Source organism: Egbenema bharatensis FJBBOT/2019, assembly GCF_048077055.1.
Taxonomy (GTDB): Bacteria; Cyanobacteriota; Cyanobacteriia; order Elainellales; family Elainellaceae; genus Egbenema; species Egbenema bharatensis.
In genome coordinates this window covers 3,928,063-3,940,422 of the sequence record NZ_CP182236.1, presented here as the reverse complement: position 1 = coordinate 3,940,422, position 12,360 = coordinate 3,928,063, and the positions used below count along the sequence as shown (strand labels likewise).

12 protein-coding genes are annotated in these 12,360 nt (G+C 47.8%); 9 read left to right on the top strand and 3 right to left on the bottom strand.

The features are described 5' to 3' along the window. Positions 1 to 22 precede the first annotated feature (22 nt). On the bottom strand, positions 23 to 970 hold the full coding sequence (gene pip, locus ACM1PF_RS18315; RefSeq protein WP_416666013.1) for a prolyl aminopeptidase: 948 nt from the start codon (positions 968 to 970) through the stop codon (positions 23 to 25). Between the two features lie 493 nt (positions 971 to 1,463). Here pip and ACM1PF_RS18310 point away from each other — a divergent pair, with 493 nt between their 5' ends. The 6 genes from ACM1PF_RS18310 to ACM1PF_RS18285 all read left to right on the top strand — a co-directional run bounded on the left by ACM1PF_RS18310 (position 1,464) and on the right by ACM1PF_RS18285 (position 7,159). Beyond that, positions 1,464 to 2,495 (top strand): hypothetical protein, encoded by a 1,032-nt coding sequence (locus tag ACM1PF_RS18310; RefSeq protein WP_416666012.1) that lies wholly within the window; start codon positions 1,464 to 1,466, stop codon positions 2,493 to 2,495. Positions 2,496 to 2,506: 11 nt separating this feature from the next. After that, positions 2,507 to 4,213, top strand: coding sequence for a hypothetical protein (locus tag ACM1PF_RS18305; RefSeq protein ID WP_416666010.1), 1,707 nt, complete (start codon positions 2,507 to 2,509; stop codon positions 4,211 to 4,213). A gap of 148 nt (positions 4,214 to 4,361) precedes the next feature. After that, positions 4,362 to 4,772, top strand: a complete 411-nt coding sequence (locus ACM1PF_RS18300; protein WP_416666009.1) for a hypothetical protein — start codon at positions 4,362 to 4,364, stop codon at positions 4,770 to 4,772. Then, on the top strand, positions 4,769 to 5,758 hold the full coding sequence (locus ACM1PF_RS18295; protein ID WP_416666008.1) for an acetamidase/formamidase family protein: 990 nt from the start codon (positions 4,769 to 4,771) through the stop codon (positions 5,756 to 5,758). Before ACM1PF_RS18300 ends, ACM1PF_RS18295 begins: the two co-directional genes overlap by 4 nt. A 173-nt stretch (positions 5,759 to 5,931) precedes the next feature. Continuing rightward, complete coding sequence (locus tag ACM1PF_RS18290; RefSeq protein ID WP_416666006.1) at positions 5,932 to 6,375, top strand: hypothetical protein; 444 nt, start codon at positions 5,932 to 5,934, stop codon at positions 6,373 to 6,375. Continuing rightward, positions 6,296 to 7,159 carry a 1-acyl-sn-glycerol-3-phosphate acyltransferase gene (locus ACM1PF_RS18285; RefSeq protein WP_416666004.1) on the top strand — a complete coding sequence of 288 codons (864 nt, stop codon included), beginning with the start codon at positions 6,296 to 6,298 and terminating at the stop codon, positions 7,157 to 7,159. Before ACM1PF_RS18290 ends, ACM1PF_RS18285 begins: the two co-directional genes overlap by 80 nt. On the opposite strand, the gene ACM1PF_RS18280 is transcribed toward ACM1PF_RS18285, so the two are convergent. Next, on the bottom strand, positions 7,134 to 7,562 hold the full coding sequence (locus ACM1PF_RS18280; protein WP_416666002.1) for a DUF2141 domain-containing protein: 429 nt from the start codon (positions 7,560 to 7,562) through the stop codon (positions 7,134 to 7,136). The two genes, ACM1PF_RS18285 and ACM1PF_RS18280, sit on opposite strands and share 26 nt — an antisense overlap. A gap of 232 nt (positions 7,563 to 7,794) precedes the next feature. Beyond that, positions 7,795 to 8,232: a hypothetical protein gene (locus ACM1PF_RS18275; RefSeq protein WP_416666000.1), complete on the bottom strand. Its 438-nt coding sequence runs from the start codon at positions 8,230 to 8,232 to the stop codon at positions 7,795 to 7,797. Between the two features lie 230 nt (positions 8,233 to 8,462). Here ACM1PF_RS18275 and ACM1PF_RS18270 point away from each other — a divergent pair, with 230 nt between their 5' ends. The 3 genes from ACM1PF_RS18270 to ACM1PF_RS18260 all read left to right on the top strand — a co-directional run bounded on the left by ACM1PF_RS18270 (position 8,463) and on the right by ACM1PF_RS18260 (position 12,334). After that, the gene (locus ACM1PF_RS18270; RefSeq protein ID WP_416665999.1) at positions 8,463 to 8,951 is read left to right on the top strand and encodes a redoxin domain-containing protein; all 489 of its coding nucleotides are present in this window, start codon (positions 8,463 to 8,465) and stop codon (positions 8,949 to 8,951) included. A gap of 753 nt (positions 8,952 to 9,704) precedes the next feature. Beyond that, on the top strand, positions 9,705 to 10,997 hold the full coding sequence (locus ACM1PF_RS18265; RefSeq protein ID WP_416665997.1) for a type IV pilin-like G/H family protein: 1,293 nt from the start codon (positions 9,705 to 9,707) through the stop codon (positions 10,995 to 10,997). Between the two features lie 23 nt (positions 10,998 to 11,020). Then, the gene (locus ACM1PF_RS18260) at positions 11,021 to 12,334 is read left to right on the top strand and encodes a hypothetical protein (RefSeq protein WP_416665995.1); all 1,314 of its coding nucleotides are present in this window, start codon (positions 11,021 to 11,023) and stop codon (positions 12,332 to 12,334) included. Positions 12,335 to 12,360: the final 26 nt, after the last annotated feature.

The window sequence follows — 12,360 nt, the reverse complement described above, 5'->3', positions numbered from 1 at the left end:
GGAAGAACATCATCACTAAAGTCTACAATTCAGCAAATCGATCGGTTGCTTCGATTAAGGCACTGCGAATTCCGGGTTCTGTCATGGAATGCCCCGCATCGGGAACGATGGTCAAAGTAGCTTCTGGAAAAGCTTGATGCAACTCCCAGGCGGACACCGCAGGACACACCACATCGTATCGTCCCTGCACAATCACTGTGGGTAGATGACGAATGCGATCGCAGTTACGCAATAGCTGATCTTCTGTCTCCATGAAGCCCTTGTTCACAAAATAATGACATTCAATGCGGGCAAAGGCATCGGCAAACTGGTTTTCGCCAAATTTCTCCTGCAAGCTCACATCCGGGAATAGCTTACTCGTACTGGCTTCCCAAATCGACCAGGCCCGTGCAGCCTCCAGTCGCACCTGGGGATTGGGATCGGTGAGGCGGCGATAATAGGCAGCGATCAGATCCCCCCGCTCCTCGATCGGGATCGGTTTCAGGTAGGCTTCCCAGGCATCCGGGAAAATGTAGCTGGCACCTTCCTGATAAAACCACCGCAGTTCTTTCTGCCGCAACAGAAAGATGCCCCGCAAAATCAGCCCGACGCAGGACTCAGGATGGGTTTGGCTATAGGCTAGGGAGAGGGTACTGCCCCAACTCCCGCCAAATACCACCCACTGTTCAATCTGTAAGTGACGACGAAGCTGTTCGATATCACTCACCAGATTCCAGGTCGTGTTTTCCCGCAACTCTGCATGGGGCGTACTGCGCCCACAGCCCCGCTGATCCAGCAGAACCACCCGCCAGCGATCGGGATCAAAATACTGCCGATAGATCGGATCAATCCCACCTCCTGGCCCACCGTGCAGAAACACCACAGGCTTCCCCTCTGGGTTGCCCACCTGCTCAAAGTAAATGGTATGCAAATCCGATACCTGTAGCATCCCGGTGGCATAGGGTTCGATCGCTGGATAGAGTTCTTTCATGGACAGTCCTCACTTTTCCTTCACTGTACTGCACGGTTCTGTTTCAGGTTCTACTACTCCAAAGCTTTTAATATTTCGTGGAGTATTTATTTGAAAAAATTCATTGAAAATATGTTTAGTTGTCACTCCTAATGAACGTTAGGTGACAGAGCTAAGAAAGATACACTTTAATAAGTAAATAGAAGTCCATACAAAAGTGCATCTTTGGAGAAACTGAGTCAGGAAAGGCGGTCTACGCTTCACTAATCACTATTTGTCCGTCTACGGTGACGAAACTTAGCGTGTTTTTGAAAACCTTTTAGATCTGCCTATCCTTCCAGGTAAAGTAGATTGATTCTGCCTGCCTGGAGTATTGAAAACGCTACCAGATTTACTAGTCGAATCGTGATCAGATGGAAATTTCTTCAATGAAATGCTTCTGATTCTAAGGGGTTCGCTTGCTTTTTTGAGTTTGTAAATTAAAGCTTTTAACGACGTTAGATAGGTTATCACAATGTTTACATATACAGATCCAACAGGAACTGATTTTCTGGAGAGCCAGGGTGCTTTAGAAGAATATCGAGTCATCATCGATCGCTTTTATAGAAACTCAAATCGAGTTTTAAATTCAGGTTTTACGCTATTGGATGCGTTTGAAAATCTCCCGACTGGCACCAGCAGGATAGATTCGCTTCCCTGGAGAGCTTTTCCGATTACTGCTTCAGCCTCCGATGATGAGATTGATCAGGATCGACTGCGCTGGCAGGATGAGTACGTTGAATGGCGGGTTGAAAAATCGGCAACGGGCCAAGTCACCAAAGTCACCTTTACAACCGAGTTTCCAGAGTATTATCAAGCCCTGGCCAGGATCAGCGTTGATGCCCTGATTGCGGGCATTCAAGATACTATTCCTGAAGCGGAGCCAACGTTAGAGGAATTATTTGGTTCTGGCTTTAATCCTGAAATTGCCAACGGAGAGGCGCGGGCCCAGCAGTTTAGAAGACATTTACCGAATAATCCCTGGAACAATGGCGAAAAGGGAATTCTTTGTTTAACGCAGAGATTTAATACCGTGAATGCGCTTTTTCACCTGGTTGATCAATGCGCGATCGCCAGAGCAGGTATTCCTTCAGGTTCAGTCTGTGGGGCCGTGGGTGGTGCTTGTGGCGCAGGCCGGAATTCCGACCCAGTGATTTGCCAGGCGGCTCAAAATACAGTCCGGGCCTCGCGGGCTCTGAGCTTAGTTGATCCGGCTGGCATCTGGATTAAAGAGTTAACGGGTCTCTGGAGGATTGATGGCGATGTGGTTGATATCAATGACTCGACGCAGAATCAGGGGGTCTGGGTGATTAGCCGCAAGGGTCGGCGTGCCGTACTGGATCTGACAAAAGCGGAGGTTACCCTTGGAGGCGATCGAATCACGAGTGGCGCAGAGGTGGCAAACGATCTGCAAGTCGCAGCCGATGTAATCTCAGCTCCTGAAAGCAGCCTACCCGATTGGGCCCTCACCGGGCAGGAACTGATGCGGACACTGTCACAAGGTTAGGAGATTGAGCCATGAAGAAGTTCTTCCAATTGCTGTTGAGTCTACTGTTGTTGCTGACTCTGGCATCCAAACCTGCGTTCGCTCAGATGTCCACTACAGGTTTATTAGATCAACAATCCAACTCCAACCCAGTTGAGATGACTCCTGAGGAACGGGAGTCCCTGGGCGATCCATTTTTTAATTTAGTCTTGAAAGATCATGCCGATGTAACCAGCTTGTCTGCGGTTGAAGACTTGATTCAGCCCGACAAATCCCGGCGCAAAACATTTGTGGTCAGCGAAAGGATTGCAGATCCAACCCCCGGACAATCGAGAAGGGCTGTGCTGACTTATGCCGGGCGCAATGGAACGGAACAGCTTGATGCGAACGTGATGCTCTCTGTTGCGTTTAACTCCAATGAATTTCCTGACCAGCAGGATATAGAAGCCTGGGGTTGGGACAGTCAACGGGGACGATACAACTACTACAAGCTTGATAGACGGGGTACAGGCAGTCTGTCGTGGAAGTTCCGGGGTTCATCGGACAATGCGGCTCAGTTGACCGTTGCCCAGCGTCGTGGAACCTGTATGCAGTGCCATATTAATGGTGCTCCGGTCATGAAGGAACTATTGCGGCCCTGGAATAATTGGCATTCGCTAGATTTCCAAGTGCCCTATTTGCAAGCTAGTGCAGTTACACCCTGGTTAGTGGCTCAAGATCCTAAGCTAGACGGCAGACCCGATGGTGCTACGAATAGCAGACTTGATGGTGCTGAGAATCTGGAAAGACTCGTTGCTGCATCAATTAAGAATTTTAACCAGACAAGGGTTTCACAAAACCTGCAACTGGATGATAGTCAAAACCCTGTCACGGACGAGGAGGGATTCCAAACAGTAATTGATGGAAAAACCCTGCTGAAACCGCTGTTTGCCACAACTGAATTTAACCTCATTAGTGCCGATCGCATTCTTTCAGGTTTGCATCCTTTGCCTGCGATTACGACAGATGGCCCAACTGAGAATGTCAAAATTCCCAATAGCTTTTTCTTAAATGCAAACTTGATCAGTGGTCATAGGGGACTGGGGTATCGAGGGTTAGGAATTTCTGATGGTCAAACTTTTACGGGTATAACGGAGCTAACCCCCGATGAATACAAAGACCTGATTATTCAATCAGAAGTCAAGTTAGGTGGACGGACTGGGGATGCAGTTTTTGCCTGGCTGGTTCCAGAACCCAGTCATATTGATAACGATTGGGTTGATCGACTCATGCGGCAGGGAATTGTGACACCGGAATTTGTTGCGGCTGTGATGGCGATCGACCTGGAAAACCCAGTTTTGTCGGAGCAGCGACAGCAGTTGTTGGATCTAATCCCTGACCAGTTTCAGTTCAAACCACTCGACAATGGAGCAGATTTCCTGACCACGAAGCGTCATCCTGATGAATTGACTCAACAGGTGATTAGTAGGTTGGAGAGCCTTAACCCCTCGAATAACTCCCCTGAGGGCGCATTCCTGGAAATCCTTCAAAGTAGCGATCCAAGAGCCATCCTGGAAAGTCGGGTCAAGGACTATCGTTCCAGATTAGAAAATAATCTCGATCGGAGTAATCCTGCCATGAGGCAAGCTGAATTACAGCGGTTGTATGAGCTGGCGATCGCTAGAAGAAAAGCGGTCTTAAATGATGCAACGTTGTCATCCCTCAATGAAGCGGGCAATTTTCTCTTTCCACTGCCGTAGGATGAGAACGGTCTGAGCGTCTGAGAAGGATTGATGCAAACGAAGACAACGAAATCAAGCTGGGTTTGTTGTCTAGGATACAGAACTTGTATTCCTCCCACGAAAGGATGAAGTATCAGTCAAATCCTTGATCGATTACTGAATTCATATGTTCAATCCACGAAACTTGCGGCGGCTAAAGTCCTGGCCCGCCCTATTTACTATTGCTGTGTTCCTGTGTGCAGCATTCAGCTTTTTGCCCCACAGTCCAATCTATGCCAGGGATGGATTGCCTGCGATCGAACCGGCCCTATCCACCCGTTGTTCTAGTTCCAATAATCCCCGTCACTTTAACTTGCCAGCCAGTCCCGAAACCGTGAATTGGGGATTCTTCAGTAAAAACCTGTCGCCCCTTGTCAACGTCAATTCTGGCGACTACGTGACCCTGGAAATGATTACCCACCATGCAGGGGATGATTATGATCGCATGATTGCGGGCGATCCGGCGATCGAAAGTATTTACCATTGGACGGCAGACGAAAAAACGGTGGAGAACCGGGGGCTGGGGTTCACATTATGACGGGCCCGGTTTACGTCTGTGGTGCAGAACCTGGGGACTTATTAGAGGTGCGGATTCTGGATCTCACGCCCAGACCGAGTGGTAATCCTATTTATGAAGGGAAAGCCTTCGGTTCCAATGCCGGAGCCTGGTGGGGCTTTCATTACAACAACCTCAGTGAAGATCCTTCTCCCCGCGAAGTGATCACCATTTATGCGATCGAAACCGATGGCGAAACCAGTTGGGCTGAGGCCGTTCATCGCTACCGTTGGGTTCCTCAAGCAACGCCCGATGGCGAAATGCATGAACGCATCGACTATCCTGGCATCATCGTGGATCAAGATCAGGTGGTGCAACTGGACGAAACCTTAGAAGGGGTAAAACTGCCGCTGCGGTTACATATTGGAGCGATGGGGGTGGCTCCCAGCGAGGCGGATATTGTCGATTCCATTCCTCCCAGCTATTTTGGTGGCAATATTGACGATCGCCATGTGGGAATTGGCACGTCGATGTATTATCCGGTAGCGGTTCCAGGGGCCCTGTTTTCTGCTGGAGATGCCCATGCTTCTCAAGGGGATTCAGAGCTGAATGGCACGGCAATCGAAACCTCAATGACTGGTGTGTTTCAGTTCGTGCTCCACAAGCAGGCGGATTTAGAAGGCAGCATTTTGGCGGGTGTGGACTATCCTCTTCTGGAAACGCCAGACTCCTGGATTGTTCACGGCTTCACCTTCCCTAACTACCTGGCTGAATTGGGAGAAGATGCCCAGACGGAAATTTATGAACTGTCTTCGATCGATCCAGCCCTGAAGGATAGCTCTACCAAGATGCGGAATTTCCTGATGAATGGGATGAACATCAGCGAGGATGAGGCCTATTCCCTGATCACCGTTGGCACGGATTTCGCCATTACTCAGGTGGTGGATGGCAACTGGGGCGTGCATGGCATTGTCTCGAAGCAGTTGTTCCCGGAAGGGACTTCTAAAACCCGACCACATGGGAGCTAAAAGCTAACGATCGTTTGCCGATTTGCACCATTGCCGCACTCAAAACTGGCATGATCGCAGCCGCAGATTCCCCCTTCGTCCAGTACAATCGCAGCTACAGTCTTGATCTATCTGATCTATCTGAGTCTAATGGACTATCTGCTCCCTGCTCCGATTCACTGGTCATTTTTTGAGTGCGTCACCCTTTAATGAAGTCTCGATCGCGTTCCTTTTATCCACCTCAACTCAATTCCTCCCTGGTGTGGGCTGCCCAGCAAATTGCACCTTATGTAGCCCATGTGGTGTATCGGCTGGATCTGATGGTGAGTGTGGAACCGGATGTGGCGCTGGATCATTTGAGTGCGGAACGCTGCCTGTTGCTCTGCAACCATCCCACCTTTGATGATCCGATCGCCCTATTTTTGCTGTCGGGGTATTTGAATCAGCCGTTTTACTACATGGCGGCCCGTGAGCAGTTTGATAGTTGGAAGGGCTGGTTTTATCAGCAGATGGGGGCGTATTCGGTGCAGCGGGGATTCGGCCGATCGCCACAGCATTGTGCAAACCCTGGAGCTATTGCTGGAACCCCAGTGCAAACTGGTAATTTTTCCAGAGGGAGGCTGTTCTTTCCAGAATGATACGGTGATGCCGTTTCGTCCTGGAGCGGTTCAATTAGGACTACAAGCCCTGGCGCGTTGTGCCAAGCGGAACCAGCCCATTCCCGATCTCTATGCGGTGCCCCTCAGCCTCAAATATCGCTACACCGGCAAAATGCGGCCCGTCATTCATCAAGCCCTGCGACAGTTAGAACACGCCCTTGGCATTCCGCCCACCGGGGATGATTATCAACGCCTGCGTCAAGCGGCAGCTAAAGTGTTGGCTCGTTGCGAACAAGAACATCGGGTTGTGCCTGAACCAGGGGCAAGCTGGAATCAACGGATTGCTAATCTCAAAGCAGCAGTCCTCTACCAGTGTGAAAATAAACTGAAATTGCCCCATGCTTCAGAAGACCCCGATCGAGAGCGGGTTTACCGGATCCGCCATGCCCTGGAACAACAGCGGACGATCGTTCTGGAAGATGGTGCAGATGATTGGGCTGCAACCTCCAAAGCCCTGATGCGGGTTCTCAACTTTGATGCAATCTACGATGGTTATGTGGCGGAAAAGCCCACACCAGAGCGGTTTCTAGATACACTGACCCGATTAGAGCGGGAAGTCTTCGGCATTGACAAACCCGATCCCAAGGGGCATCGTCAGGCCTTTCTGCGGATTGGCCGACCGATGAACCTGAAGGACTACGTGGAGTCCTATCACCGAGATCGAGCTGCCACAATCACGACCGTCGTGCAGCAGCTTCAGCAAACGGTGCAAACTAATCTGGATATGCTGGCGGAGGCTACGGCAAGAGGTATTTCATGGTGATGGAAATGGTTTCATCCCCTGGCGCAAATTGAAACGCCGATCGGTGGAATGCCGGAATCCCCTTCCAAATTTTGGGATTACCAGAAAAACCAATACCCTCCTTGGGAATCCCTAAGGCATTGCAGGTGAGCTTGGCATCCATCGTTTCATCGTGGTGGATGGCAACCGCATATTCCCCATAGGGTAAATCACTGATCTGGATAATGAGCGGTACATCAATGATCGGGAATTGCCCCGATCGCACGGCTTTAACTGCATTGCTGGGATATCCGTCTGGGCTGTCGAACAGGGCGATATTCACTACGCCAGTTTGATTCCGTAATGCAACGAGTTCGATCGTCAATATACCTAAGCGAATCGCGTTCCGGGCCAGTGTTGGCGAAGGAGAGGGTTGGTGTTGCACAAAATTACTCCAGGCGGTGATGTCAGGGAAACCACTGCTATTCTGTTTATGATATATCGGTTTTCACCTAGATTGCTATTTCACCCAGATTGTCATGCTCCAAGGTGGGTTGGCAACAAAGAAACAAAAATTTTTATCTACGGTCAGGGTGCACAACGGTAAGGGCGCACAGCAGTGCGCCCCTTCTTCACTCTCGAACGCTTTATCGGGGGCAGCCTGATCAAGGGTCAGCTTAATCAATGTAGTCTCGAATCATATCTGAAGGTTTTGGCTGCTCTGAGGTGATCGGGCGATCGCCATCCACGGGAAGCGTTTTGTGAGTTTGAGCTTTGTCTGCTGCAATGGGTCGTTTCCCATCCTCATAGATCACTTCTTCTACATCCAAATCACCAGGCGTAATGGGGCGGTTACCATCTATTCCCAGCGTTTGGTTCGCCTCCAGGGAACTGGCTGCAACGGGCCGATGTCCATCTACTTCGATGGTGTCGCGCACCTGAACTCCATCCGCAACCACCGGACGATCGCCATCCACGGACAACACCTTCTGTACCTGAAGATCACTCTCATCAATGGGGCGATCGCCATCTATCTTCAGCATCCTGGCATCTTGCTGATTTTCCTGAGGGGAAGTGAGGGTGCCTTTATCTGAGGATTCCTGCTGTGAACTCACGGTTCAATCTCCTGATTTTCAGAGCAACTCTCTCTACTTTTAACGACTGGATGGATTGCCCAACAACTACCTAATGGCAGGAGAATCGCTTTTTTGCAGTGGGCGAAATCGAGGATGGAAAAGTTTGGGCCGTGAGCCAACCCAATCATGCTGGATGAAGAAACCCAATTCAATATGATAGGTTGGGTGGATGTAGAAGCATCAAGTGGATGTAGAAGCATCAAACAGTTATGCACGACCCGATCTTAACGGTGGGGGAGGTCATCCCATCCTTCCAATTGCAGGCGGTTAACCGCAACATGGCTATCAGCCCCTGGCATTACAAACAGCGTTACAATTTGGTGATCTTCCTGTTCCACCACGCAACCTGTCACGCTTGCTGTGAATTGCTCCTCGACCTCTCTCAGCATTATCAAACCTATCGTGCGCTTGACACAGAGATCCTGGCCATTGCAACCGATCAGCCTGCAAATGGCATTGAGCCTCTGCAAGGATTTGTCGATCAGCATACTATTCCCTTCCCGATTCTTTGGGACCAGCAGGGACAGGTCAGTGGTATTTACCTGCAAGGAAAACCAAACTCCGCACTAGTCGGTGTATTTATCTGCGATCGCTTCGGTGAACTTTATCTGCGATCGGTTGCCGCTGAAGCAAATGAGTTACCCAATGAACCTGAAATTAGAAGTTGGGCAGAGTTTATTGATATGCGCTGCACCTGAAATCGATGAGCGATCGACCAAACATTGGCTCTGAAAGTTTGCCGATCGACTATCTGCCTATGGGAGCCTTAAAATTGATGAGCGATCGATCCCCTGATTGGCTCTTCTCAATATGTAGGCGAACGAGACACTCTAACCTTTGATTCGTCCTGGAGTTTTAGCTTGTTCCAGAGTGGCGCAAAAGTTGTGATAGTTAACTCGAGTTGGCTAAAGTTTTTTTAATCAATATGTCTTTAGTGTTGAAAGGATAAACAATATGGGAACTCTATAAGATGAATACCTATGGAGTTCTGGTATGAAGAAACGACTATTAGTAGCCATCAGTCTCGCTAGCTTAATGTTTCCGGGACGTGCAATTGCCCAGGATGCTTGTGGGTAAAGTTATATGCTTTTGCCCGATGGCAACTGTGTGGATATGTCCTATTTGACGATACTAGGACAATCGAGACACAACAATGCGATCGCCAACGCAACATTTCAAAGGATGTTTAATGCAAACGTGGAATTAGAACTGAACCCGTATTACGTTGAAACTCAACAGCAACGTGAGGCCCGATACCAGGTACTAGCAGAAACTTCAATGGTACGGGATGAGGTAAATGAAATTGCGAATGATATTGAGCGGTTTTTGTTCCCTGTTCATACAAGAACATTGTATTGGATTAGAGAAGCATATCAGCGTTAATTTAAGGACTTCAAGATATAACGCTAAAGATGATACAAGTCAATTCTAGCAACCACACCAAAAAAAATATGACATCTACTGCACTTGAGGAAGCAAGATACGGAAATGTAAAAGCAATTACAGCCTTAATCAATCGATCCATCCAGAAAAGGGGAATCTCCGCATCTGTCGAGCTTGACCATGGTGATCTCACTGTTATGCTTGATGCCAAGCAAGTGCCTCCAGAAAGTGTGGCTGAATTTATCTTTAAAGGTATTCAAAAACTCAATATCGAACCAGCCTACACCATTCATATTTATGGACGAAAAACAGGAGAACCGTTTGCAACCTGGTGTTATGACCATGAACTAAAACTACGTCCGTTTGAACCAGTCAATTCATCAATCCGTCATCAGATAACCGAAAATTCTTCCAGCAGTTTCACAATTAAGCTCTCTGATGTCAACGGTAAAGTAATCAACTTAGATCTTGCTCAAGCTCTTGGATTTGCTGGAATTGCAATAACTATATTGGGAATCTTCTCCCCAGTTATGACTGCTCCTATTGTAGGTACATTAACTTATTTTCGCAATGGAACTACAGAAGCGATCGTCCTCCTCTTATTAACCGCTTTCTCAGCTGTTTTCTTGGTTAAAAGGTATTATTCATGGCTCTATGGATCAAGCATATGGGCCTTATTTCTAGTTGGTGGTACGTTTTTGCATTACCAATCCGTTATCTCGGATATGAAAGCTTCTATAGACCGTGACCTGGTAGGAAACCCCTTTCGAGGAATCGCGGATATGGCGATGGCTGGAACTGGACTGTCCTGGGGATGGATTTTTCTATTCTTAGGCACCGGGCTAGTTGTGGCTCATGCATATCTCCGAAAACGTAATTTGGATAAGCAAGTTTTTTTGGCCCTATCCCTACCTGTAGTTGTAATAGTTGCGTTAAGCATGAGCATGCTTGTACATCATGCGTTTACAGCACCAGGAGAAGCTAATAAGGCAAGAGAGTCAGAAGCAAGAAGCTATGTTAGTTCTATCAACAGAAGTCAACAATCATTCTTCCTGACCGATGCTCATTTTGCTAGTTCTCTAAATCAGCTTGATCTCAGCATTAAAGCAGAAAACAATAACTACACATATGAGATAACTCTTGCGGAAGATGACATGACGGCGGTTACTGCAACAGCTCAGAAAAGAGGACTTAAAAGCTTCATTGGAGCAGTATTTCTCGTTGAGGATTCGTCGTCAAACTACGCCGTAACAAAAGCTATTCTTTGCCAAAGTAGTAGGCCATCCCGGACAGCTCCAGGTTTACCTAAGGCATCTAGAACGGGGGAACTACAGTGTGCCTCTAGATCTTCTGAATCATAATTTCATTGCAAAGAGATAATTCTATGTCGGCTCACAAACTCGATATTATTTCCCAAGCTCAACGAGGAAATCCAAAAGCTCTTTCAGATTTGCTCAATCGGGCATTAGAGTCAAAGCAGATAAAAATTAGGGCTAAATTAGTTCAGCAGCATCTGACAATCTTTGCTGAAGGGGATGAAATCCCAAATCAACAGTCTTTGATTGGCATCATTAAACGAGGTGTCAAAGATTTAGGAATTGATACCTTGGTCAGTATCAAAGTCTATGGCAAAAAGACCAACACTTCTAACAAGGGATGGATTGACGAGATTTTTCTGAAAGATGCTCCTACAACTACAGTTAAATTGCCCATATCTCATCCAAGAGCTTCAGCATTTAACTGGCATACATTCCGTCAATTCACTCAACATATGGCTCGACAAATGCTTGCTCACGGGCGAAACCTTGTCACCAACAAACGCTTCATCATCAGTTCAGCAGGAGTTGTACTCACTGCACTGCTAATTATAAGTGGCATAGCTGGTGTGAGTGTGATGCACGTCCGAATAACCCAAGGGAAGGCAATTGCAGAAGCTAAAGTTTTGGTGTCGGAAGCCAATACTTCTGAAGCCTCCACTTTAGACGAGTTAACAACAGCCTCTGAGAAACTGACCAACGCCCGAAACATTCTTAGGGGCATTGAGAATTCTTGGGGATCTCTGTATGCGTCTGCTCAGGAGGAACTAGGGCAAGTTCGTACGGCACTAGATACCGTTAAACAGCGTATTGATGCTGAAAAGTCAGCCACTTCTATCCTGGAGCGAGGTAGAGATATGGCACAGAAGGCTATCCAGTACGTCAACACACCTCCCTATCCCTTAAATGAATGGCAGAAAGCTAAAGAGGAGCTCAGCCAAGCAATCGCCATCACCGAATCCATTCCAACAGAAAGTTCCTATGCTGAGCAAGCAAAAATAGTATTGGCGGAGTATAAACAGAAACTGGATTGGATAGAGCAAGAGATTACCAATGAGCAAAAAGCTGTGCAAACTCTCAATGTCGCCGACCAACTAGCTCGACAGGCATATGACTATACTAATGGCAAGTCCAGGTTTACGGCAGCAGAATTAACCAACGCTAAGAATCTCTGGGAAAAAGCCATCGACTATACCAAAACTGTACCTCCTACCAGTGATGCCTATCGTCATATCACTGAGCGCATCAGCCTCTACACAGAAAATATCAATAAAATTGAGGATAAGCTGCGAGAAATGAATGAATGTTGGACTAGATCCTATGCTAGTCAAAGTTTCTGTAATAGCGTTTATCTCTATCTCAGGAGACCTGTCTCCTACTAGAATTAGCTCAAACAAGAACGTTAACT